This window comes from Pseudomonas sp. G(2018) (assembly GCF_005502415.1).
In the GTDB taxonomy this organism is placed as follows: Bacteria; Pseudomonadota; Gammaproteobacteria; order Pseudomonadales; family Pseudomonadaceae; genus Aquipseudomonas.
Window position 1 is genome coordinate 256,705 of record NZ_SCOO01000002.1, and the last position, 23,870, is coordinate 280,574.

General features: G+C 60.9%; 22 protein-coding genes. 15 read left to right on the top strand and 7 right to left on the bottom strand.

Annotation, left to right across the window (positions count from 1 at the left end; translation table 11 throughout):
- Positions 1-32: 32 nt before the first annotated feature.
- Complete coding sequence (gene cytX / locus FFS64_RS03200; protein ID WP_137804202.1) at positions 33-1,325, top strand: putative hydroxymethylpyrimidine transporter CytX; 1,293 nt, start codon at positions 33-35, stop codon at positions 1,323-1,325.
- Here cytX and FFS64_RS03205 read toward each other — a convergent pair.
- On the bottom strand, positions 1,294-2,040 hold the full coding sequence (locus FFS64_RS03205) for an RsiV family protein (RefSeq protein WP_137804203.1): 747 nt from the start codon (positions 2,038-2,040) through the stop codon (positions 1,294-1,296). The genes cytX and FFS64_RS03205 overlap by 32 nt on opposite strands.
- 224 nt (positions 2,041-2,264) lie before the next feature.
- Between FFS64_RS03205 and FFS64_RS03210 the strand changes: the two genes are divergently transcribed.
- From FFS64_RS03210 to FFS64_RS03250, 9 genes are all read left to right on the top strand, one after another.
- Positions 2,265-2,882 (top strand): NUDIX domain-containing protein, encoded by a 618-nt coding sequence (locus FFS64_RS03210; protein ID WP_137804204.1) that lies wholly within the window; start codon positions 2,265-2,267, stop codon positions 2,880-2,882.
- On the top strand, positions 2,873-3,325 hold the full coding sequence (locus FFS64_RS03215) for a DUF1249 domain-containing protein (RefSeq protein ID WP_008063540.1): 453 nt from the start codon (positions 2,873-2,875) through the stop codon (positions 3,323-3,325). Before FFS64_RS03210 ends, FFS64_RS03215 begins: the two co-directional genes overlap by 10 nt.
- A gap of 103 nt (positions 3,326-3,428) precedes the next feature.
- Positions 3,429-4,244 carry a 3',5'-cyclic-AMP phosphodiesterase gene (cpdA, locus tag FFS64_RS03220; RefSeq protein WP_137804205.1) on the top strand — a complete coding sequence of 272 codons (816 nt, stop codon included), beginning with the start codon at positions 3,429-3,431 and terminating at the stop codon, positions 4,242-4,244.
- A 130-nt stretch (positions 4,245-4,374) separates the two neighbouring features.
- Positions 4,375-4,983, top strand: coding sequence for a YqiA/YcfP family alpha/beta fold hydrolase (locus FFS64_RS03225; protein WP_137804206.1), 609 nt, complete (start codon positions 4,375-4,377; stop codon positions 4,981-4,983).
- Between the two features lie 78 nt (positions 4,984-5,061).
- On the top strand, positions 5,062-6,966 hold the full coding sequence (gene parE, locus FFS64_RS03230; protein ID WP_095192155.1) for a DNA topoisomerase IV subunit B: 1,905 nt from the start codon (positions 5,062-5,064) through the stop codon (positions 6,964-6,966).
- Positions 6,966-7,955 carry an esterase-like activity of phytase family protein gene (locus tag FFS64_RS03235; protein ID WP_137804207.1) on the top strand — a complete coding sequence of 330 codons (990 nt, stop codon included), beginning with the start codon at positions 6,966-6,968 and terminating at the stop codon, positions 7,953-7,955. The genes parE and FFS64_RS03235 overlap by 1 nt, the downstream gene beginning before the upstream one ends.
- Positions 7,952-8,476, top strand: coding sequence for a TIGR02281 family clan AA aspartic protease (locus tag FFS64_RS03240; RefSeq protein WP_137804208.1), 525 nt, complete (start codon positions 7,952-7,954; stop codon positions 8,474-8,476). The genes FFS64_RS03235 and FFS64_RS03240 overlap by 4 nt, the downstream gene beginning before the upstream one ends.
- 7 nt (positions 8,477-8,483) lie before the next feature.
- Entirely contained in the window at positions 8,484-10,748 is a 2,265-nt protein-coding gene (gene parC, locus FFS64_RS03245; protein ID WP_137804209.1) for a DNA topoisomerase IV subunit A, read from the top strand.
- Between the two features lie 176 nt (positions 10,749-10,924).
- The gene (locus tag FFS64_RS03250; RefSeq protein ID WP_095192151.1) at positions 10,925-11,638 is read left to right on the top strand and encodes a membrane integrity-associated transporter subunit PqiC; all 714 of its coding nucleotides are present in this window, start codon (positions 10,925-10,927) and stop codon (positions 11,636-11,638) included.
- Between the two features lie 250 nt (positions 11,639-11,888).
- On the opposite strand, the gene FFS64_RS03255 is transcribed toward FFS64_RS03250, so the two are convergent.
- The gene (locus FFS64_RS03255; RefSeq protein WP_137804210.1) at positions 11,889-13,409 is read right to left on the bottom strand and encodes an AhpA/YtjB family protein; all 1,521 of its coding nucleotides are present in this window, start codon (positions 13,407-13,409) and stop codon (positions 11,889-11,891) included.
- 135 nt (positions 13,410-13,544) lie between these two features.
- Here FFS64_RS03255 and serB point away from each other — a divergent pair, with 135 nt between their 5' ends.
- Positions 13,545-14,759, top strand: coding sequence for a phosphoserine phosphatase SerB (serB, locus tag FFS64_RS03260; RefSeq protein WP_095192149.1), 1,215 nt, complete (start codon positions 13,545-13,547; stop codon positions 14,757-14,759).
- A 127-nt stretch (positions 14,760-14,886) separates the two neighbouring features.
- Here serB and asd read toward each other — a convergent pair whose 3' ends face one another.
- Genes asd through FFS64_RS03280 form a run of 3 tightly spaced genes read right to left on the bottom strand, consistent with a single transcriptional unit; the run spans position 14,887 to position 18,162 of the window.
- Positions 14,887-15,747: an archaetidylserine decarboxylase gene (asd, locus tag FFS64_RS03270; protein WP_137804211.1), complete on the bottom strand. Its 861-nt coding sequence runs from the start codon at positions 15,745-15,747 to the stop codon at positions 14,887-14,889.
- An 18-nt stretch (positions 15,748-15,765) separates the two neighbouring features.
- Complete coding sequence (locus FFS64_RS03275; RefSeq protein WP_137804212.1) at positions 15,766-16,581, bottom strand: rhodanese-like domain-containing protein; 816 nt, start codon at positions 16,579-16,581, stop codon at positions 15,766-15,768.
- Positions 16,582-16,623: 42 nt separating this feature from the next.
- Entirely contained in the window at positions 16,624-18,162 is a 1,539-nt protein-coding gene (locus FFS64_RS03280; protein ID WP_137804213.1) for an HDOD domain-containing protein, read from the bottom strand.
- A 166-nt stretch (positions 18,163-18,328) separates the two neighbouring features.
- Here FFS64_RS03280 and motA point away from each other — a divergent pair, with 166 nt between their 5' ends.
- Both motA and motB read left to right on the top strand, forming a co-directional pair.
- Positions 18,329-19,180 (top strand): flagellar motor stator protein MotA, encoded by an 852-nt coding sequence (gene motA, locus FFS64_RS03285; RefSeq protein ID WP_137804214.1) that lies wholly within the window; start codon positions 18,329-18,331, stop codon positions 19,178-19,180.
- Positions 19,181-19,183: 3 nt separating this feature from the next.
- Positions 19,184-20,203, top strand: a complete 1,020-nt coding sequence (gene motB, locus FFS64_RS03290; RefSeq protein WP_137804215.1) for a flagellar motor protein MotB — start codon at positions 19,184-19,186, stop codon at positions 20,201-20,203.
- Between the two features lie 109 nt (positions 20,204-20,312).
- Here motB and rsgA read toward each other — a convergent pair whose 3' ends face one another.
- Positions 20,313-21,344 (bottom strand): small ribosomal subunit biogenesis GTPase RsgA, encoded by a 1,032-nt coding sequence (rsgA, locus tag FFS64_RS03295; RefSeq protein ID WP_008064125.1) that lies wholly within the window; start codon positions 21,342-21,344, stop codon positions 20,313-20,315.
- A gap of 107 nt (positions 21,345-21,451) precedes the next feature.
- Between rsgA and orn the strand changes: the two genes are divergently transcribed.
- Both orn and FFS64_RS03305 read left to right on the top strand, forming a co-directional pair.
- Entirely contained in the window at positions 21,452-21,994 is a 543-nt protein-coding gene (orn, locus tag FFS64_RS03300; RefSeq protein WP_137804216.1) for an oligoribonuclease, read from the top strand.
- A 201-nt stretch (positions 21,995-22,195) separates the two neighbouring features.
- Positions 22,196-22,807 carry a trimeric intracellular cation channel family protein gene (locus FFS64_RS03305; protein WP_095192138.1) on the top strand — a complete coding sequence of 204 codons (612 nt, stop codon included), beginning with the start codon at positions 22,196-22,198 and terminating at the stop codon, positions 22,805-22,807.
- On the opposite strand, the gene queG is transcribed toward FFS64_RS03305, so the two are convergent.
- Positions 22,789-23,868: a tRNA epoxyqueuosine(34) reductase QueG gene (gene queG, locus FFS64_RS03310; protein WP_137804217.1), complete on the bottom strand. Its 1,080-nt coding sequence runs from the start codon at positions 23,866-23,868 to the stop codon at positions 22,789-22,791. The genes FFS64_RS03305 and queG overlap by 19 nt on opposite strands.
- Between the last annotated feature and the right edge of the window lie 2 nt (positions 23,869-23,870).

Below are 23,870 nucleotides of genomic sequence, written 5' to 3' on the forward strand. Positions count from 1 at the left end.
ACAACAACAAATGTCCCTCTGAGATAACACCCTTGAGCATTCAACCCAGCACTTACTCACCCGATATCGCGGTGCCGATCGACAAACGAGTCTTCGGTGGGCGCGATCTGTTTTCCCTGTGGTTCTCCCTCGGCATCGGCCTGATGGTCCTGCAGACCGGCGCCTTGCTTGCGCCTGGCCTGGGGCTTTCGGGCTCGTTGCTGGCGATTTTCCTCGGCACGCTGGTCGGCGTTCTGCTGCTGGCCTCGGTCGGCGTGATCGGCAGCGACACCGGCCTGTCGTCGATGGCTGCGCTCAAGCTCAGCCTGGGTGCCAAGGGCGCGAGCCTGCCGGCGGTGCTGAACCTGCTGCAACTGATCGGCTGGGGCTCGTTCGAAATCATCGTCATGCGCGATGCCGCCAGCCTGCTGGGAGCGCGCGCCTTCAACGAAGGCAGCCTGATGTCCAATCCAGTGTTGTGGACGCTGTTCTTCGGTGCATTGGCGACCTTGCTGGCCGTCAGCGGTCCGTTGACCTTCGTGCGGCAGATCCTGCGCAAGTGGGGTATCTGGCTGCTGTTGGCCGCGTGCATCTGGCTGACCTGGAACCTGTTCGCCAAGGCAGACCTGGCGGCGTTGTGGGCGCAGGCCGGTGACGGTTCGATGCCGTTCGCCGTGGGCTTTGACATCGCCATCGCCATGCCGCTGTCGTGGTTGCCGCTGATTGCCGACTACTCGCGTTTCGGCAAACGGGCGAAAAATGTCTTCGGTGGCACCGCGATCGGTTTCTTTATCGGTAATTTCTGGCTGATGAGCCTGGGCGTGGCCTACACCCTGGCGTTTGCGCCGAGCGGTGAAGTCAATGCCTTGCTGTTGGCGTTGGCCGGTGCCGGCCTGGGGATTCCGCTGCTGCTGATTCTGCTGGATGAATCGGAAAACGCCTTTGCCGATATTCACTCGGCGGCGGTGTCCAGCGGGATTCTGTTGCGCTTGAAGGTCGAACACCTGGCGCTGGCCATCGGTGTGGTCTGCACCTTGATCGCCTTGCTGGCGCCCCTGGCCCAGTACCAGAACTTCCTGTTGTTGATCGGTTCGGTGTTCGCGCCGTTGTTCGGCGTCGTGCTGGTGGATCACTTCATCCTGCGCAAACGCAGTGGCCAAGTGGCGTCAGCCGCGTTGCGCTGGCCGGCACTGCTCGCCTGGCTGGGCGGGATCAGCACTTACCATCTGCTGGCCAATCTGTATCCGGACATCGGCGCAACCCTGCCGGCGCTGGTCCTGGCAGGGCTGCTGCAGCTTGTGCTGGGCCGTGCCTTCAGTTACGGCCGGGAAACAGCTCGGGCTTGATGATGCCGTTCAGGCGAGGGTAGGGGATCTTCAGTTCGACATGGCCCAGCGCGTAAGGCGCGATGCTGCTGGTTTCGTACTTGAGGATCACCCCGCCATAGGTCAGCGCCACGTTCTGGGTTTTCTGGAACGGCCAGCTCTTCACGAACTCCGGTTCCTGATCGAGCTTGGTGCTGATCAGCCAGCTGTTGTGTGCCACCTGCGCCGCTTTCCAGAAGGCTTCTTCCTGCCCCGGCACCAGCATGTCCGACAGCGTCAGCACTTTATGCTGCTGGCGTGAATAGTTGATGAAACCTCGACCCGGTGTGCCATGGGCACCGCCGGTGTCCAGGTAGCTGGACAATTCGATGATCACCAAGCCGTCATGCTGCTCGCGTACTTTCGCTTGCAGATAACTGCTGTTGCGCGGTCCGGCAGTGCGCAAAAACTGATCGCGATACGCCGCCAGTGTCGGCGCGACCGGGGCGTCGGGCGAGGTGCGGGTCATTTGCAGCAGGCGTTTCTCGATGATGTCGTCCAGTTGTGGCTCATCAGGGAATCGCAGTGTGTCGATATTCACCAGTGGGCAGTCCTGGTCCTTGCAACCCGGTTTCAGCTGTTCGCTGGCATCGCGGGTGGTTTCCAGCGGCACTCGATAGTTGGGCTGGAACAGGCTCTGGCAGGCACCCAGGGTGAGGGCGATAGCGGCCATGGAGGCGATTTTAAAAAGCGACATGGGTGTCCTTCATAAAACAGGGAAAGGCAAAAAGTTACCCGCTTCGACTCTCAACGGAGCAGTCAGTTCGCCACTAAGCTAATTAGAGTGGGTTTCGCCCTCACCGTCTATCCCGCTGACGGGAAAGGGGCTGCATCAAACGTCGCGGGCGCGTTAGGATGGCGCGAAGTCGAGGTTCAAGGAAAAAAGGAGCCTCGTATTGGATGTGAAACAAGAGGATTGTCATGACCGATTTTGCCAACGCCATTCCGACCGCCGTCGATATCGTTCGGCGCGAAAAGTGCTTCGAGGGCTTCTACAAGCTCGATCGCGTGCACTTGCGTCACGAATTGTTCGCCGGGGGCATGAGTCGTGAAATCCATCGTGAATTGTTTGTCCGTCACGATGCCGTGTGCATGCTGCCTTACGATCCACAGCGCGACGAAGTGGTGCTGATCGAGCAGTTTCGCGTCGGCGCCGTGGGCAAGACCGATAATCCATGGCTGATCGAACTGGTCGCCGGTCTGATCGACAAGGACGAACAACCGGAAGAAGTTGCTCACCGCGAAGCGCAGGAGGAAGCTGGGCTTGTGATCGGGGCGCTGTGGCCGATGACCAAATATTTTCCATCGCCGGGCGGCAGCAACGAATTCGTGCATTTGTACCTGGGGCGCTGCGACAGTAACGGGGTCGGCGGCCTGCATGGGCTGGAGGAAGAAGCAGAAGATATCCGCGTCACGGTGTGGGCCTTTGAAGATGCCCTGCAGGCCGTACGCGACGGACGTATTGCCAACGCGCCCAGCATCATTGCCTTGCAGTGGCTGGCTTTGAATCGCGTTGAAGTGAGGGGGTTATGGTCGTAAACAAGTTGCGCGATCGCTATCGAGTGGATCTGGTGGGGCTGCAAGCGTCCTGCGAGGCGAACTACGCGCGCCTGATGCGATTGCTGCCGGACATGCGCAGCGAGCCGGCGGCGCGGCGCATTGCCGTAACCCATGGCGACCAGATGCTCGGCGTGCTGGCGCTGGAGGTGCTGCAAGTCTGTCCGTACACCACGACCCTGCAAGTGCGCCAGGAACACAGCTTGCCATGGCTGCCTGTGCCACAGCTGGAGGTTCAGGTCTACCACGACGCCTGCATGGCCGAAGTGGTCAGCGCCGAGCACGCGCGACGCTTTCGCGGCATCTATCCTTACCCGAACGCCTCGATGCACCAGCCCGACGAGAAGGCCCAGTTGAACATGTTTCTGGGCGAATGGCTGAGCCATTGCCTGGCGTTGGGGCATGAGTACGAAGTCGTCCGTTAACGTTCTTGTGAACTGCGTCAGGTTCACGGATTCCCCTTTTCGATCATCCCCCAGCATAATTGCGCCATCCTCCATTCCCGTGATCATGCCCTGGGAGAACGCCTTGCCGAGCGTATCCACATTGACCGCCGCCGATCCGGCGTTGCTGGTGCAACTTTCCGACAGCCATCTGTTTGCCGAGGCGGACGGTACGTTGCTGGGCATGAACACCCGCGACAGCCTGCAAAAAGTCATCGAGCTGGTGCGCGCGCAGCAACCCCGGATCGATCTGATCCTGGCTACCGGGGATCTGTCCCAGGATGGCACGCTGGAGTCCTATCAACAGTTTCGCGACTTGACTCGACAGCTCGATGCACCGTCGCGCTGGATTCCCGGCAATCACGACGAGCCGCGGATCATGTCTGAGGCGGCGGTGCAAAGCGCTTTGTTGGAACCGGTAGTGGATATCGGAAATTGGCGGGTCACGCTGCTCGATTCGGCGGTGCCGGGCTCGGTGCCGGGCTATTTGCAGGACGAACAATTGCAGTTGCTGGCCCGCTCGTTGAGCGAAGCGCCGCAGCGACATCATCTGGTGTGTTTCCATCACCATCCGGTTTCGATCGGTTGTGCCTGGATGGAGCCTATCGGGTTGCGCAATCCCGAAGCGTTGTTTGCGGTGCTGGATCGTTTTCCACAGGTGCGCGCCGTGTTGTGGGGGCATGTGCATCAGGAAATCGATCAATTGCGTAACGACGTACGTCTGATCGCTTCGCCGTCGACCTGCATCCAGTTCGAACCGGGCAGCGAGGATTTCAAGGTCGGCGAGCAGGCGCCGGGGTATCGCTGGCTGCGGTTGTTGCCGGACGGGCGGCTGGAAACCGGGGTGGAGCGGGTCGTCGGGTTCGATTTTACGGTGGATTACGGTTCTAACGGCTACTGATTCATTTGTCATTCTGTATGACCGAGTCGCGAAGGCGTCCGCCTTGGCGACACTAATTCCGCATGTATCCCCGATTCCCCCGACACCCTGTAAACTCCCTCCTTCTTTACCCGACGCACAGGGAGTCCAAATGTCCGGCTCGATCCTTTATATCCACGGCTTCAACAGCGCGCCAGCCTCAAAAAAGGCCACTCAGTTGAGCGAAGTGATGGAGCGACTGGGCTTGAGCGATCATCTGCGCGTGCCCGCCCTGCATCACCATCCCCGCGAGGCCATTGGCCAGCTGGAACAGGCGATTGCCGAACTCGGTCGGCCATTGCTGGTCGGCAGCTCGCTCGGCGGCTACTATGCGACTCACCTGGCCGAGCGCCATGGCCTGAAAGCCTTGTTGATCAACCCTGCCGTCAGTCCGCACCGGATGTTCGACGGATTTCTGGGAACCCAGAAAAACCTGTATACCGATGAGGCCTGGGAACTGACCCACGACCACGTGACGGCCCTGGCCGAGCTGGAAGTGCCGGCACCGCAGGATCCGCATCGCTATCAGGTGTGGTTGCAGACCGGAGACGAAACGCTGGACTATCGCCTCGCCCAGCAGTATTACCGGGCCTGCGCCTTGCGTATCCAGGCCGGCGGCGACCATGGTTTCCAGGGGTTTGCCGCACAGCTGCCGGCGATGCTGAGTTTTGCCGGTATCGGCGCGGATGTGTATCAGGCCATTGATTTCACGGCGCTCTGATTTCACGGCAGACGCTGCCCGGTTGTGTACTGAACCTTTTTTACTGAACAGCTTTTTACTGAAGGACGACGAGACCCCATGGCCACTCCCAGCGCTAGCTCTTATAACGCCGACGCCATCGAAGTCCTCTCGGGCCTCGACCCGGTGCGCAAACGCCCCGGCATGTACACCGACACCAGCCGGCCGAACCACCTCGCCCAGGAAGTCATCGACAACAGCGTCGACGAAGCCCTGGCCGGACATGCCAAATCGGTACAGGTCATCCTGCACGCCGATCACTCGCTGGAAGTCAGCGATGACGGCCGTGGCATGCCAGTGGATATTCACCCGGAAGAAGGCGTGTCAGGCGTCGAACTGATCCTCACCAAGCTTCATGCGGGCGGCAAGTTTTCCAACAAGAACTACCAGTTCTCCGGCGGTCTGCACGGGGTGGGTATTTCGGTGGTCAACGCCTTGTCGACCGAAGTCCGGGTGCGCGTAAAGCGTGACGGTAACGAGTACCAGATGACCTTCGCCGACGGCTTCAAGGCCAGCGAACTGGAAATCGTCGGCACCGTCGGCAAGCGCAACACCGGCACCAGCGTGTTCTTCGCACCGGATCCGAAATACTTCGATTCACCAAAATTCTCCATCAGCCGCCTCAAGCACGTACTCAAGGCCAAAGCCGTGTTGTGCCCTGGCCTGTTGGTCAGCTTCGAAGACAAAGGCACCGGCGAGAAGGTCGAGTGGCATTATGAAGATGGTCTGCGTTCCTACCTGGTGGACGCGGTCAGCGAGTTCGAACGCCTGCCGGACGAGCCGTTCTGCGGCAGCCTGGCCGGTAACAAGGAAGCGGTGGACTGGGCCTTGCTGTGGTTGCCGGAAGGTGGCGACGCGGTGCAGGAAAGCTACGTCAACCTGATCCCGACCGCTCAGGGCGGCACCCATGTCAACGGTCTGCGTCAGGGCCTGCTCGACGCCATGCGCGAGTTCTGCGAATTCCGCAGCCTGTTGCCGCGCGGTGTGAAGCTGGCGCCGGAAGACGTCTGGGAGCGCGTCGCTTTCGTGCTGTCGATGAAGATGCAGGAACCGCAATTCTCCGGCCAGACCAAGGAACGTCTATCGTCCCGCGAGGCGGCGGCGTTCGTTTCCGGTGTGGTCAAGGACGCCTTCAGCCTGTGGCTCAACGCCCACCCGGAAACCGGCCTGCTGCTGGCCGAACTGGCGATCAACAACGCCGGTCGTCGTTTGAAGGCCAGCAAGAAGGTCGAACGCAAGCGCATCACCCAGGGGCCGGCGTTGCCGGGCAAGCTCGCCGATTGCGCCGGGCAGGACCCGATGCGTTCCGAACTGTTCCTGGTGGAAGGTGATTCCGCCGGTGGTTCGGCCAAGCAGGCGCGGGATAAAGAGTTCCAGGCGATCCTGCCGTTGCGCGGCAAGATCCTCAACACCTGGGAAGTCGACGGCAGCGAAGTGCTGGCCAGCCAGGAAGTGCACAACATCGCCGTGGCCATCGGCGTCGATCCGGGCGCGGCGGACATGAGCCAGCTGCGCTACGGCAAGATATGCATCCTCGCCGACGCCGACTCCGACGGTCTGCACATCGCCACCTTGCTCTGTGCCTTGTTCGTCCAGCATTTCCGTGCGCTGGTCGATGCCGGTCATGTTTATGTCGCCATGCCGCCGCTGTACCGCATCGACCTGGGCAAAGAGATCTATTACGCCCTGGACGAAGCCGAGCGCGACGGCATTCTCGATCGCCTGGTGGCCGAGAAGAAACGCGGCAAGCCACAGGTCACCCGATTCAAAGGCCTGGGTGAAATGAATCCGCCGCAGCTGCGTGAAACCACCATGGACCCGAACACCCGGCGGTTGGTGCAACTGACGCTGGATGATTTCGAGGCGACCTCGGAAATCATGGACATGCTGCTGGCGAAAAAACGCGCCGGTGACCGCAAGACCTGGCTGGAGTCCAAGGGCAACCTGGCCGAGGTTCTGGGCTGATGCGTCTGGGCTTTGCCCTGGCGTGTGCGTTGCTGCTGACCTCGATCACGGTGTCTGCCGAGCCGACACCGCAACTGCGCCTGTTGTCCGAGCATGCCATCGAAGGCATGCGCGGCGGCAACCTGTCCGGGCTGGCTCAGTGCGGCAACGAGTTGTGGACGGTGTCCGACCGTGACGACGACCAGATCTACCGTCTCGAAACCGCTGGCAACGTCTGGCAAGCTGAAGCGATCGGCATCGGCGTTCCTCCGGTGCCCGACAACGGTTTGCCTTGGGGGTTGCGTTCCCGTGCCTGGGTGTCGTCGTTCGTGCGCGGTGGTGACCTGGATTTCGAAGGCATCACCTGCGACAGCGCGGGCAACCGTTACGTGGTCAGCGAATCCCACGGGGCGGTGCTACAAGTTCCGCCAACGGGGCCGACGTCCTGGCTGACGATTTCGCCGCTCATGGTTCGCGAAGCGCGGGCCAGTGGCATGCTGTTGCGCTTCAATGCGCTGTTCGAAGGCCTGGCGATCAATCCTGAAGGTGACCAACTGTGGTTGGCCGCCGAGCGTGACAGTCGCGGGTTGCTGCTGATCAAGCGCAAACAAAGTGTCTGGGAATGCGATGGCGGCTGTGTGCTGCTGAGCGAGGCCGGAAAGGAAATGCAACCTGCACAGTTTCCCCGAGCCCGGGCGATGCCCCGGGATTTTGCCGATCTGTCGTTGTTCAACGGCAAGCTGTTTACCCTTGAGCGCAACGTGTTCGAGATTTGCCGCCGTGACGCGATGACAGCGAAGGTCGAGCGCTGCTGGTCGTATGCCGACGAGGCGCTGCAGGAGAATCGCCGTTATCCGCAGGACTATGGTCTGGCGGAAGCGTTGGTCGTGGACGCCGAGGGCGCCTGGATCGGTATCGACAACAACACCGGAAGCCGCGCCGATGGCGAGGTCCGTCCGATCGTCTGGCGCTTTGCCGCACCTGACGGTGGCTGGAGCGCCAAGCCGTGAGTCAGCAAACGCCAGGGAAACGTGCCGGACGGGTATTGATGGTGCTGGCCTGGTGCGCAGCGCTGTTTCTGGCGACGCGTTTTTTTGGCCAATGGGAAGAGCGGCAGCAAAATCCCAACGCCGTGATTAGCTCGCAGCAGGGCGACGGTTTTGTCGAGGTCAAGCTGCTCGGCAATGCCCAAGGGCATTTTGTCGCCAGCGGCCAGATCAACGGCCAGCCGGTGGACTTCATGCTCGACACGGGCGCGACCGATGTGGCGATCCCGGCGGAATTGGCCAAGCGCTTGAAGCTGGAAGAAGGTTTTGGTGTGACCCTGAGTACGGCCAATGGTCTGAGCCAGGGCTATCGCACCCGTATTGAACGCTTGCAGTTGGGCGACATCGTGCTGCGGGATGTCCGCGCACTGGTGGCGCCCGGCCTGCATGGCGACCAGGTGCTGCTCGGCATGAGCGCGCTGAACAAACTTGAATTTACCCAGCGCGGTGGCACCATGCTGCTGCGCCAGACAACGAACCGATGAGGCCCGCATGAGCGACATCCTTGCAGACAGCTTAGATGGCGTAGAACGCCGATCGCTGGCTGACTTCACCGAAAATGCCTACCTCAACTACTCCATGTACGTGATCATGGACCGTGCCTTGCCGCATATCGGCGACGGCCTGAAGCCCGTACAGCGGCGCATCATTTACGCCATGAGCGAGTTGGGGCTGGATGCCGACTCCAAGCACAAGAAGTCGGCGCGTACCGTCGGTGACGTGCTCGGTAAATTCCACCCCCACGGCGACTCGGCCTGCTACGAAGCCATGGTGCTGATGGCTCAGCCGTTCAGCTACCGCTACACGCTGGTGGATGGCCAGGGCAACTGGGGTGCGCCGGACGATCCCAAGTCCTTCGCCGCCATGCGATACACCGAGGCGCGGCTGTCGCGTTACTCCGAAGTGCTGCTCAGTGAATTGGGCCAGGGCACCGCAGACTGGGGCCCGAACTTCGACGGTACTCTCGACGAACCGCTGGTGTTGCCGGCACGTTTGCCGAATATCCTGCTCAACGGCACCACCGGTATCGCCGTGGGCATGGCCACCGACGTACCACCGCACAACCTGCGCGAAGTCGCCAGCGCCTGCGTGCGTTTGCTCGATGAGCCCAAGGCCACGGTGGAGCAGCTCTGCGAACACATCCAGGGCCCGGACTATCCGACGGAAGCGGAAATCATCACGCCGCGCGCCGACCTGCTGAAAATGTACGAAACCGGCAAGGGCTCGGTGCGCATGCGCGCCGTGTACCACATCGAAGACGGCGACATCGTCGTCACTGCGCTGCCGCATCAGGTATCCGGGGCCAAAGTCCTGGAGCAGATTGCCGCGATGATGCAGGCCAAGCCGTCGAAAGCGCCGCAGGTCGCGGACTTGCGCGACGAGTCGGACCACGAGAACCCGTGCCGCATCGTGATCATTCCGGTCAATAGTCGCGTTGATCACGAAGCGTTGATGCAGCACCTGTTCGCCACCACTGACCTGGAGTCCAGCTACCGGGTTAACGTCAACATCATCGGCCTCGACGGCAAGCCGCAGCTGAAAAACCTGCGCGCATTGCTGGTGGAATGGCTGGAATTCCGGGTGCAGACCGTTCGTCGCCGTCTGCAGTTCCGCCTCGATAAGGTCGAGCGCCGCCTGCACCTGTTGGACGGTTTGCTGATTGCCTACCTCAACCTGGATGAGGTGATTCACATCATCCGCACCGAGGAGCATCCGCGGGCCAAGCTGATGGAGCGCTTCGCCCTGAGCGACGTCCAGGCCGACTACATCCTTGACACCCGGTTGCGTCAGTTGGCGCGCCTGGAAGAAATGAAGCTGCGCGCCGAGCAGGATGAACTGCTCAAGGAACAAGCCAAGCTGCAAGCCTTGCTGAGCAGCGAAACCAAGTTGAAGAAACTGGTGCGCAGTGAGCTGATCAAGGACGCCGAAACCTATGGCGACGACCGTCGCTCGCCAATCGTCGAGCGCGCTGAAGCCAAGGCGCTGACGGAAACCGAGTTGCTGCCCAACGAGAAAGTCACCGTTGTGCTGTCGGAAAAAGGCTGGGTTCGTTCGGCCAAGGGCCATGAGATCGATGCCACGGGGCTTTCCTACAAGGCCGGGGATGGATTCAAGGCGTTGGCGGCGGGGCGTTCCAACCAATTTGCAGTGTTTATCGACTCCACTGGCCGCAGCTACTCGGTGGCCGCGCATACCTTGCCATCGGCCCGTGGCCAGGGCGAACCGCTGACCGGTCGTCTGACGCCACCGCCGGGGGCGAGCTTCGAATGCGTGCTGATGCCGGACGATGATGCGCTGTACGTCATCGCGTCCGACGCTGGTTACGGTTTCGTGGTCAAGGGTGAAGACCTGCAGGCCAAGAACAAGGCGGGCAAGGCGCTGTTGAGCCTGCCGAACAACGCCAAGGTGATCCTGCCGCGCCCGGTGGCCGATCGTGAGCAGAACTGGCTGGCTTCGGTGACCACCGAAGGTCGCTTGCTGATCTTCAAGATCAGCGATCTGCCACAATTAGGTAAGGGCAAAGGCAACAAGATCATCGGGATTTCCGGTGAGCGTGTGGCCAGTCGCGAAGAGTATGTTACGGACATCGCCGTCATACCGGATGGCGCCACATTGGTGCTGCAGGCCGGAAAACGTACCTTGTCACTGAAAGCGGACGACCTCGAACACTACAAGGGTGAGCGTGGGCGTCGTGGTAACAAGTTGCCACGTGGCTTCCAGCGGGTAGATGCGCTGCTCGTCGAAAACCTCAATTAAGCGTCCTAGAGGCGTCGGTCCACGATTTAACGCGTAGATCGACGCTTTCGCGCTGGAGTCGGAACGCATATTCACGGATGATATGGCCTTTCAAGCGCCGGCGTGGCCGAGCGTTCTTCATATTTATTGAGTATTTTCACTGTGATCAGCCTTGTGGCGATCACCTGGATGGGACGATGACTGCTCTGCGCCTTCCTTTTATTTTGATGCTCGCCGGCGTTCTTGGCCTGGCGGGTTGCAGCGTTCACCAGCCGGTGTCGCTGTATCAACTGGACAGCGGAAGTCCGGTTCAGCCTGCGCAAAGCGCGGGCATGGCAGTATTGCTGGGCCCGGTAACCGTTGCTGACTACCTTCAGCGCGAAACCCTGTTGCAACGCCAGCCAGATGGCAGCCTGCAAGCCTCGGTCGACGGTCGTTGGGCCGGTAGCCTGTCTTCGGACATTGATCAGCTGTTGCTGCGTCAAGTCGCCGGTCACCTGGACAGCCAGCGCGTGGTGCTGGCGCCGGCAACCGTTGGTTTCACGCCAGATGTTCAAGTGCTGCTGACCATCACTCGTCTGGATTCGGGTGAAAAACAACCGGCGATCCTCGATGCGCAATGGCGCCTGATCGACCGCCGTGGTCAGGTGCGCGACAACCGCATCATTCATCTGCAGGAACAACACGCCGGCACCACGGCCGCTCAGGTTCAGGCTCAGGGTGTGCTGTTGCAGAAACTCGCCGAACAGCTGTCGGTGGCGCTCAAGCCGCTGGCCAATCAACCGCCAATCGCCGAAGCTCCTAAAAAGCCGGCAGCCAAGCCTGTGGCGCCTGCTGCGGAAGCGGAAAAACAGCCGAAGATTCCGATGGCAGCACCGATTCGTACGGATATGGAAGTGTTCCGCTTCTAAGTCCACACCGATTCAGCACAAGGCCCGCATTGATGCGGGCTTTGTTGTTTCTGAGGGTTGGAGATTCAGTGCAGCGGATGGCCTCATCGCGGGCAAGCCCGCTCCCACAATGGGCGATGGCGCTCACAGACTTTGTGTTCGCCCCGGAAACCCTGTGGGAGCGGGCTTGCCCGCGATGATGGCCCAACAGGCAACAAAAAGCCCGCAGACGATCACTCATCTGCGGGCTTCTTCACATCAGGGCAATGGCCTACGCCCGGCGCTCATGCATCCGCGCCAACTGCCGTTCCAGCATCGACGGATAGGGCTCCATGAGGCGCTCCACACAGCAAGCGCCTTCCGGGCTGGCAATCGGCCGGATGCGTGCGCGCTGGCGGATCAGGGCATCGTCACTGATCTTTCGCTCCACCAGCAGCAGGTTGCGGCTGTGCTGCGATAGGGCCAGGGCGTCCTGGGCGGGGTCGGTCAGCAGCAGGTCGATCTGGCTCAGGCCGAACAGCTCGTCGCCCAGGGTCAGGCCCAGCTGCAATTGCAGGGTGATGCCGCTGTCGGCGACTTCGATCTGCAACTGATGGCCCAGCGCGCGCAACAGCTCACCGCAGCAGATGGCATTGGTCAGGTAGTCGTCGCCGCTGTCTTCGGTGTGGAACAGCATCAGCGTGCTGCCATCGTTCAGGGTATGCAGTTCGCTCTGGTAGAGCGAGGCAGCCTGGTCAAGGCAGTCGCGGTAGCGTTTGAGCAGTTCTTCCAGACGCGTCCGAGGCAGGCGACGCAGTTGCTCCTGGGAGCCCAGCTGAACAGCCAGCACTGCGCTGTGCTGTGGCACGTTGGAAATCACGGGTTTGGCCAGCGGTTTCAAGGCGCTGTCCGGCGAATCATCGAGCAGATCGGCGAATGCATCTTCGTCATCGTCTTCGACGGTGTTGGCGGTGCGCCGTGGTGCAGCCTTCAGCGCGGTCATCGGACGGCTTTCATCAAAGCTTGGATCACGCAGGTTACGCACTTCGAAGCCCGGTTCGGCATCGTCATAGTCGTTGTCGTCGAACTCGGGTTCCGGCACAGGCTCGGGTTCGGCCGGTTCCGGCGCGAAGTTGGCGTGCAGCTGGCGCGCGAGGTCGCCGATCTCGTCCTGGCGTTCAGTGGCCGGGGTGTGTTCGTCAATGTTGCGCAGCCATACCCGCAATTGCAGGAGTGGAGTAGAGAGGTGTCGGCCCAGACGCAGGCTCAAGGCCAGGGACAAAGCCAGCAGGATGGCGCTCAAAATGCCCATGCTCTGCAGGCTGATGGTCATCGGCTGTTGGAACTGATCCATGTCCAGGCTGATGCGCAATTGTCCGGCGGTCACGTCCTGGAAGGTGATCTTGCTCTGATAGATGCCTTCGGCCTCGCCCAACAGGCCGTGCTTGGGACGCTGGCCGGCCTCGGCAAGGATGCGGTTATCCATGCTATAGATGGCGGCATGGGCCACCAGCTTGTTCTTGGTCAGGTTGTTGAGCAGCACGTTGAGGCTGAGGATGTCGTTGGACACCAACAGCTCGGTAGCCGAAGTGGCTGTCTGCGTGGTCAGGCTTTCACCCAGCGCATCCGCCTGCTCATGCATGGCCTGCTTGAACTGCAAACCCATCACGCAGGCGTAGATCACCAGGGCCAGAGCGACCAGGATCACGTTATGGCTGGCGATGCGCAATGCAATCGGTACACGGCGGTGGCGCAGTGCACGGAAGATCAGCAGAAAGAAGTTGTCGGTTTTTACTGGCGTGGGCCGGTTCACTTGAGCTCGGCTCTTTTGTCCGTGAAGTTGACGCGCAGTATAGCGACAGGCCCTAGACCGGCAAAGCGCTCACGGTGCCCGATGGTCACTGAATGTGGGTAGAATGCGGTTTTTTTCCACCTGCGGGGGTGCGCCTTGCGCGAAATCGTCCTGATAAACATCACGGGAGTCGACCGTCCCGGTCTGACTGCGGCCATTACCGGCGTTCTGGCCCAGGGTGGTGTGAACATTCTCGACATCGGCCAGGCGGTGATCCACGACACCCTGTCGTTCGGCATCCTGGTTGAAATTCCTGACACCGAACAAGGCAAGTCGGTCCTCAAGGACATCCTGTTCAAGGGCTATGAACTTGATCAACAGGTGCGTTTCACGCCGGTGTCCGAAGAGGATTACCAGCAGTGGGTTGGCAACCAGGGCAAAAAACGCCACATCGTGACGCTTTTGACTCGTAAAGTGACCGCCGGGCAATTGCAGGCCGTCAGTTCGATCACCGCCAAGTATGGCCTGAACATCGACCACATCGATCGTCTGTCCGGGCGCATGCCGCTGGATACCCCGGCCGACAAGGGCAAGGGCTGCATCGAGTTTTCCGTGCGCGGCGAAGCGGCCGATCCGCAAGCGTTGCGGGCCGAGTTCCTCAGCGTGGCCCAGGAGCTGAACGTCGACATCGCCTTCCAGGAAGACTCGCTGTTCCGTCGCAACCGTCGTCTGGCGGTGTTCGACATGGACTCGACCCTGATCGAAGCCGAAGTCATCGACGAACTGGCCAAGGCGGCTGGCGTGGGCGACAAGGTGTCGGAAATTACCGAGCGGGCAATGGCGGGTGAACTGGATTTTCGCGCCAGCTTCAAAGAGCGCCTGGCGTTGCTCAAGGGCCTGGATGTCGGCGTGCTGGATTCGATCGGTGCCTCGCTGCGCCTGACCGAAGGTGCTGAAACCCTGTTCGCCGAACTCAAGCGCCTGGGCTACAAGACGGCCATTCTGTCGGGCGGCTTCACCTACTTCGCTAAGCAATTGCAGGCCAAGCTGGGTATCGATTATGTGTTTGCCAACGAACTGGAAGTGGTCGACGGCAAGGTGACCGGCGTGGCGGTCGAGCCGATTGTCGATGCGCAGCGCAAGGCTGATCTGCTCAAAGAACTGGCGCACAAGGAGGGCTTGCGTCTGGAGCAGACCATCGCGGTCGGCGACGGTGCCAACGACCTGCCGATGCTGGCGATTGCCGGTTTGGGCGTGGCATTCCGCGCCAAGCCACTGGTCAAGCAGTCGGCCAAACAGGCGATTTCAACGCTGGGGCTGGATGGCGTGCTGTATCTGCTGGGCTTCCGCGATCGCGACGGACAGCTCTAACCCCGCAAAACACCTGTAGGAGCGAGCTTGCTCGCGATGATCGTCAACGATGACGCGGGCATTCTGATTGCCCGCGTCGCTCTGAGGTTCATCGCGAGCAAGCTCGCTCCTACAGTACCGGTGTGTATCAGGCTTTTGGTGAGCCCATGCCCTGGCCCATCTGCACCGGCGAGCCAGCGACCAGCTCCTCAGCCCATTTCACCTGATCCGGCCCGAACAGCACGACAGCGGTCGAACCCAGCTTGAAGCGACCCAGTTCCGCGCCTTTTTCCAGATGGATCGGCGCGCGGGCGGCTTCGTCGTAACGGAACGTTTTCAGCTCGCGCTTAGGCGGTGTAACCAGGCCGGCCCATACGGTTTCGATCGAAGCCACGATCATTGCACCCACCAGCACCACGGCCATCGGCCCGCGCTCGGTGTCGAAAATGCACGCCACACGCTCGTTGCGGGCGAACAGTTCAGGGACGTTTTCAGCGGTGGTCTGGTTGACCGAGAACAGACGGCCCGGAATGTAGACCATCTCACGCAGGGTGCCGGCCAGCGGCATGTGCACACGATGGTAATCCTTCGGCGACAGGTAAATGGTGGCGAACTCACCCCCCATGAACGGCGCGGCGTTGGCTGCGTCGCCACCCAGCAGCTCCAGCACGCTGAAGCTGTGGCCCTTGGCCTGGAACACGCGACCGTGTTCGATCGGGCCGAGCTGGCTGACCGCGCCGTCGGCCGGGCTGAGGATCGCCCCCGGCGTTTTGTCCAGTGGGCGGGCGCCGTCTTTCAACGCGCGGGTAAAGAAGGCGTTGAAATGCTCGTAGGCGGTCAGGTCTTCGACCAGGGCCTCGGACATGTTCACCTGGTAACGCTGGGCGAACCAGGCGGTGAAGGCATTCTTGAACCAGCGCACGCGGCATTCGGCGATGCAGCCGGCCAGTCGCGAGAGCAGGTTGTGGGGTAGCAGGTACTGGCTGACGATAAACAGACGCTTGTTCATTAACTGTCCTTAAAAACCTTAATTCTCTACAGGGGTGTCGGGATGGTTGCCCCATTCGCCCCAGGAGCCGGCGTAGCCTTTGACCCGCGGATAACCGAGGGACTTGGCCACCAGATAGGTGAAGCCAGAGCGATGGTGAGTCTGGCAGTGGGTGATCACTTCTTTGTCTTTGCTGATCCCGAGTTGTTCGAGGATTTGCGGCATATCGGTGCGGATGCGCAGGTTGCGTGACCGATCCATGCCGGCGGTCCATTCGAAGTTCACGGCGCCGGGGATGTGTCCGCCCTTGGCTGCCAGGACTTTCTCGCCGGAGAACTCCAGCGGTCCGCGCGCGTCCCAGATCGCCAGGTCGGCAGCCCCCAGGCGGCTTTGCAGGTACTCACGGGTGGCGGTCGGCTCGTCGTGCAGGGTCAACGCAACCGGTCCACCAACGGCAGCCGGGATCTGGATCGACATGGGCATGCCTTCTGCCAGCCAGGCGGTCAGGCCGCCGTCAATATAGTGGTACTTGCTGTGGCCGATGACATCCAGAAGCCAGATAAAACGCCCGGCCCAACCACCGCCTTCATCGTCATAAACCACGTAGACCGCGTCGGGGTTGTGTCCCAGCTCACCGAACAAGGCTTCGAGTGCCGCTTGCGGCGGCATCAGTCCCGGTGCGGGCGCCTGACCGAGTTGCGTGCGTTTCGGGTCGACGAACCGTGCGCCGGGGATATGCCCTTCGGCGTAGCGGGCACTGCTGGTCAGGTCCACCAGAATCAGTTCGCGGGCGTCGAGGCGAGGGAGCAAGTCGCTCGGTTCGATCACCAGCGGCAAGCCAGAGAAGTCAGACATGTGAGGTCTCCAGGGCACAAAAGGGAGGATTGTAACGCAGCGTCATTTGCCGCGCTGACTAAAGCTGTGCAGCGCTTTTTCGATGCACTGTGCGGTTTTGCCGAAGGCTTGCACGGTGATCTCCGAAAACGGTCCGCCGCCCTGGTCCGCCACGACGATCATGATCACCCGGCCATTGTTGACCAGTGATCGCAGCAGCAGGTGTTCGCCGCTGAATTGCGAACGCAGGCTATTGGGCAGCAGGGCGGAAAATTGCGCGTTGTTGTCCGGTGACAGGCGCACCTGGGCCTGCTGCGCGAGCAAGCGCTGCAGCACGGTACTCTGGCTGACCGCGAAATTCATACCGGCAACTTCCTTCGGCAACCCGGCAGTCTGGTGAACCCGAAGATTGGCATGGGTGCGGTCGGCCATCAGGATCATCACCCGGCGCATGCCGCTTGCGACCAAAGCGTCACGGGCGGAAGTGGTCAAGTGCATGGCGTTGGTAAAGCGACTCGGCTCGACCAGCAGCTCGGCACATTGTTTGCGCCACTTCACCAGATCTTCGGCGGTGGGTGCTGGCGCTGGCAGCAGCCCGGCGTGGACACGTTTCGTGCCCAACGGCCAGATCAGCGCAACGGCGGGGTGCCAGAGGTCGGGCATGGCGTGGTGGCGTGCACTATTGGCCGCCTGCTGATGCAATTGCTGTTGGACTTCGCCCATCGGCATTTGCAGGTAAAGGCTGGTCAGGTACTGCCAGCGCTCACTGTGCGGACTGTCCCAGGCCTGTTGTGCCGAGAGCGCCAGGCCGTTGGCCAGCAGCACCGTGTTGGCCGGTTGATTGAGCCAGCGGCGCAGGGTCGGGTCGTCGTCGAGACGGTTCTGCTGGTGCAACGGATGCTCGTTGTCGCGGGCAATGCGCAGGACTTTCACCAGTTCCCGCTGCTCGGTGAGCAGTAGTCGATAGCCTTGCTGTACCCAGATCGGCAGGCGCCAGATATCTGCGAGGGCCAGGCCGATTTCCAGCAGGCGCGTGCCAAACAGTTGCTTCTCGACTTTGCGCGCCGACTCGCGTTTGTGGATGACCCGCAGCTCCCATTCTTCGAGTAATTGCGGATGCGTCAGCGCCAATGGCCACAGTGGCGACAGAAACAGCAAGCTGCCCCAATGGATGTCCTGCCATAGTCGCGCCAGACGGCTGGCAAAAAAACCGTTGGCCTGTTGTGTGGCGTGCTGACTGATCATCTGCAACTGACGCAGGGCTTTCGGAATCTCGGCCATGGGCTTTGCGGGCAAGCGCTCGAGCAGTTCTTCGGTGCGCTTGAGGCCAAGGCGATTGATCGCGACTTCAAGGTTTTCCGCAGGCTCGGTCATGCTGCCATGGGTGTGGCGATTGGCATGACGAATGACACTCAAGGCCAGGGCCGGGCTGCCCTGCATCAATTCGGCGATGTCGCGCAGCGAGCTGCGACTGTCGCGGATCGCCCGACAGACAAGGTCGTGACTGTCTTGCGGAACCGGCAGGCGCACGCCATCGAGAAGCTTGACCCAGCCTTCGAGGGTGGTCGGTTTTGCAGGCGGGACGTTCGTTTCGTTAGCCATGTCTGGAGGCGATCATCGTCAACATTACCTGGGCCCGGAGTGGGTCAAATTGGCTTTTCGCCTGAACTGGCTATAGTCTGGCGCAGTTTTGCCGATAAGTAGAAGAAGAGATTTTTTAACTTCCGAATATGACCTTGAACCCGACTCAGTAAGTGCTCTCCTACCTATGGCTAAAATAATCGGCATCATCGTCGTATTCGCGAGCGTGCTCGGCGGATACGTGCTCTCCCACGGCAAAATCGCCGCCCTGATCCAGCCTTTCGAAGTGATGATTATCGGTGGTGCGGCCCTCGGTGCATTCCTGCAGGCCAACCCGGGTCACATGGCGATGCACGTTCTCAAGAAAGCCTTGGGAATGTTCAGTTCGCGCTTCAGCCACGGGTTCTATCTGGAAGTGCTGGGGTTGATCTACGAGATCCTCAACAAGAGTCGCCGCGAAGGCATGATGGCGATCGAAGGCGATATCGAAGATCCCGCCGCGAGCCCGATCTTCGCCAAGTACCCTACGGTGCTCAAGGATGAACGCATGACAGCGTTTGTCTGCGATTACCTGCGTATTATGTCCTCCGGCAACATGGCTCCCCACGAACTCGAAAACCTGTTCGACATGGAGCTTGCCAGCCTCAAGGAAGATCTGGACCACCCGTCCCACGCAGTGAACGGCATTGCCGACGCCATGCCGGGTTTCGGTATCGTCGCGGCGGTACTGGGTATCGTAGTGACCATGGCTTCGCTGGGTGAAAGTGACCAGAAAATGATTGGCGTGCACGTTGGTGCAGCGCTGGTCGGTACCTTCTTCGGTATTCTCGCGGCCTACGGTTTCTTCGGTCCCCTGGCGCATGCCCTGGGTCACGATGCCAAGGAAGAACTGAACGTCTACGAAGCCATCAAGGCCTCGCTGGTCGCTTCGGCTTCCGGCATGCCGCCATCGCTGGCGGTAGAGTTCGGGCGCAAGGTTCTGTACCCGGCGCACCGCCCTAGCTTCGCCGAGCTGGAACAAGCGGTTCGCGGCAGATAAGCCATGGAAAATAACCAGCCGATTATCATCAAGCGCGTCAAACGCTACGCCGGCGGGCATCACGGCGGCTCCTGGAAAATCGCCTTCGCCGACTTCGCCACGGCGATGATGGCGTTCTTCCTGGTGTTGTGGCTGTTGTCCACAGCTTCACCGGAACAGAAGCTTGCCATCGCCGGTTACTTCAAAGACCCGATCGGCTTCACTGAAAGCGGTACGCCCTACATCATCGATTTGGGCGGCACGCCAGAGTTGGCGCCGGAAAATACCCTCAACCCCGAGGTGAAGTCCCAACCGCAGCCGGACAAGGTGACTGTCGACGCCGAACAGGTCGAAGGCATGGCCGAGATGGTGGAGAAGGAGCGTCTCGAACTGTTGCTGCAAGAATTGCAGAACAAGGTCGAAGAGAATCCGCAGCTGCAGAAGTTCAAAGACCAGATCATGTTCGAGATCACCACGGACGGGCTGCGCATCCAGATCGTGGATGCCGAGAACCGACCGATGTTCGACTCCGGCAGTGCCCGCCTGAAGCCGTATTTCGAAGACATCCTGCTGGCCATGGCCGACACCATCAAGGCGGTGCCGAACAAGATCAGCATCAGCGGCCACACCGACGCCAAGCCGTACAGCGGCCAGGGTGATTTCGGTAACTGGGAGCTATCGGCCAACCGAGCCAACGCCGCTCGCCGTGCGCTGGTCGCAGGCAGCTATCCGGATCAGCAAGTGGCGCGAGTGGTCGGTTATGCCTCGTCGGCCTTGTTTGACCGCGAGCATCCGTTCAACCCGGTCAACCGCCGTATCGACATCGTGGTGCTGACCAAGAAAGCCCAGCGTGCCATTGAAGGTTCGCAAGGCGCGGAACCGACTCCCGAGCCAGCGCAAGGGCAAGGCGGTCCGGGTGAAGTGCCAACCGACCCGAACGCGTTGCCGGCGGACAAGGAGCCGTTGCCGGCTCACGAACTTCGCGAACGGCTGAATCTGTTTGACGACCCGGCCCCCAAACCGGCTGAAACGCCCAAGCCTTGATTTAGAAAGTCGGGGTAGCTGACCCGACTTCTTCGCGAGTCAGAACAAAATCCCAAGCGAAAAAAAGCCGCGAACATCTCGCGGCTTTTTCATGTCGGCGGGAGTCGGCTCAGTAGCCGTTTTCCGGCAAACTCGCGATGATCGAGCGGTAGCTGTTCATCCGTTGTTGCTGCACGCGGCCATCTTCCAGGGCCTTGAGCAGGGCGCAACCCGGTTCACGGTCGTGCTTGCAGTCGCGGAAGCGGCAGGTGCCGAGCAGGTCGTTGAACTCGATGAAGCCGGCTTCGACGTCGGCACGGCTGACGTGGCCCAGGCCGAATTCGCGAATACCCGGGGAGTCGATCAGCTCACCGCCGCCGGGGAAGTGGAACAGCCGCGCGGTAGTGGTGGTGTGAGTCCCCTGGCCGGACAGCTCGGACAATGGCCCGACACGGGTTTCGACTTCCGGTAGCAGGCTGTTTACCAGCGATGACTTGCCGACGCCGGACTGGCCGACGAACACACTGATGCGCCCGTCCAGTTGCTTCTGAAGTTGCTCCATGCCGTTGCCGTGATGGGCCGACACTTCGAGTACCGGATAACCCAGGGTGCGATAAACCGCCAGCAAGGCATTCAGCGCCGGGGCGTTATGCTCGTCGATCAGGTCGAACTTGTTCAGCAGCAGCAGCGGCTTGATTCCCGCGTGTTCGGCAGCGACGAGGTAGCGGTCGATCAGGTTGGCGTGTGGCTCAGGCAATGGCGCGAAAACGATGACGATCATGTCGACGTTGGCTGCAACCGGCTTGAGTTGACCACGGCTGTCCGGGCGGCACAGTTCGGTGTTGCGCGGCAGTTGCGCGACGATCACGCCGATGCCCTGGTTGCCGGCACGCCAGACCACCTGGTCGCCGGTCACCAGCGCCGGCAGGTTGGCGCGCAGGTGGCAACGGAATACCTGGCCGGCCAACTCGCCATCACGAGCCTCGACTTCGACCTGCACACCGAAGTGCGCGATCACCAGGCCGTGCTGTTCCGGACCCAGGTCGCCACCTTCGAGTGCCTCGACAGCCGAGGACTCGCGTTTGGCGGCGCGGGCAGCGCGTTCGCCCTGAATCTTTTCGATGCGCCAGTTTTGACGACGATTGAGTTGGCGTTTGGCCATGGGTGTTCCGTATCAAGAATGCAGCGATTAGGTAAAACGGCCGCGAGTTTAGCACGCCCGGCCACCGGCCTAGGCTAAACTGCGCAGCATTGCCTAGGAGCCGACACATGCAAAACCCGCAGAACCTGATCTGGATCGACCTGGAAATGACCGGTCTGAACCCGGATACCGACGTCATCATCGAGATGGCCACCATTGTCACCGACAGCGACCTGAACACCTTGGCCGAAGGTCCGGTGATCGCCATTCATCACAGCGACGAAATCCTCGCCGGGATGGACGAGTGGAACACCCGCACCCACGGCAATTCGGGCCTGACCCAGCGCGTGCGCGAAAGCCGTATCACCATGGCTGAAGCTGAAGCGGAAACCATCGCCTTCCTGGAGAAGTGGGTGCCGAAGGGCAAGTCGCCGATCTGCGGCAACAGCATCTGCCAGGATCGTCGCTTCCTTTATACCCATATGAAATCCCTGGAAAGCTATTTCCACTACCGCAACCTCGACGTTTCGACGCTCAAGGAGCTGGCCGGACGCTGGGCGCCGGACGTGCGGGACAGCTTCAAGAAGGGCAGCACCCACCTCGCCCTGGATGACATCCGCGAATCCATCGCCGAGTTGCAGCACTACCGCAAGCATTTCATCAAGTTCTGATTGGGTGGTGTCTGTGCCGGCCTCTTCGCGGGCAAGCCCGCTCCCACAAGGGCAGCGATAACCCTGTGAGAGCGGGCTTGCCCGCGATGGCGTTCGTCCAGTCACGGAGCGACCGTGTGAGAGGATGAAGTTCTTGGGGGCGCTCTTTTGGTGCTTAGGTGAAGTGAGTAGACTGCGCGCCTTTCTGCAAGGACCGCCACCATGTTGCTGATGCTTTACCTGATCGCCATCACCGCCGAAGCCATGACCGGCGCCTTGTCCGCGGGCCGTCGCGGCATGGATTGGTTTGGTGTGGTGCTGATCGCGTGCGTCACGGCATTGGGCGGCGGTTCGGTGCGCGACGTGCTGCTCGGCCACTACCCGCTGACCTGGGTCAAACACCCGGAATACCTGATATTGACGACCATCGCGGCGATGTTCACGGTGTTCACCGCCCGCTGGATGCGTCATCTGCGCTCGTTGTTTCTGGTGCTCGACGCCGTCGGTCTGGTGGCGTTCACTCTGATCGGCTGCATGACCGCCCTGGAAATGGGGCATGGCATGTTGGTCGCGTCGGTCAGTGGCGTTATTACCGGGGTTTTCGGCGGCATCCTGCGCGACATCTTCTGCAACGACATTCCACTGATCTTCCGTCGCGAACTCTATGCCAGCGTCTCGTTCGCCGCGGCATGGTGCTACATGCTGTGTCTCTGGCTGAACGTGCCGGGTGAGCAAGCGATACTGATCACGCTATTTGGCGGTTTTCTGCTGCGCTTGCTGGCGATCCGTTTTCATTGGGAAATGCCGAAGTTCATCTACAACGACGAGGCCTGACGGTCAGCATGTTGCTGCAACGCCCATTCGACATGTTCACGCACCATCTCGGATGGATAATCGCGCCGCGCTTTTAAAGCTTCCAGAACCGGAATCGTTGATGGCGCGTTGCCCAGCCCGACCGCCAGATTGCGCAACCAGCTTTCGTAACCTGCCCTCCTCAGTGGCGAGCCTTCAGTGCTGCTTAGAAACCTGGTCTCATCCCACATGAACAATTCGGCCAGATCAGCGTTATCCAGATTGTGCCGTGGCTTGAAATCGCTTTCGCCAGACGGACGGGCGAAGCGGTTCCACGGGCAGACGATCTGGCAGTCATCGCAGCCAAACACCCGGTTGCCGATCAGCGGTCGCAAGTCCTCGGGGATCGCACCCTTGAGTTCGATGGTCAGGTAGGAAATGCAGCGTCGGGCGTCCAGCACATAGGGGCCGACGAAGGCGTTGGTCGGGCAGATGTCGAGGCAGGCGCTGCAGCGACCGCAATGTTCGGTGGCGTGGGGCGGGTCCACCGGCAGCGGCAAATCGACGAACAGTTCGGCGAGAAAGAAGTAACTCCCTGCTTTACGATTCAAGACCAGGGTGTTTTTGCCGATCCATCCCAGGCCGGCCTGTTCCGCGATGGCTTTTTCCAGCACCGGGGCGCTGTCGACGAACGCGCGGTAGCCGAACGGACCAATCACGGCCTGAATTTTTTCCGCCAGTTGTTGCACGCGTTTACGGATCAATTTGTGGTAATCGCGGCCCAAGGCATAACGCGAGACGTAGGCTTTTTCCGGTTGGGCCAGCAACTGCGCCATTTTGGTGTCGCCCGACAGGTAGTCCATGCGCAGCGAAACCACACGCAAGGTGCCCGGTACCAGTTCATTCGGGTGCGAGCGTTTGCTGCCATGGGCGCCCATGTAGTCCATTTCACCGTGGTAGCCGGCGTCGAGCCAGCGCTGCAGGTGCTGCTCATGCTCCCCCAGGTCGAGGCCGCTGATGCCGACTTGCTGGAAGCCCAGCTCGCGGCCCCAGTCCTTGATGGATTGGGCGAGGGCGGGCAGGTCTGTGGTAATAGCGGGCATGA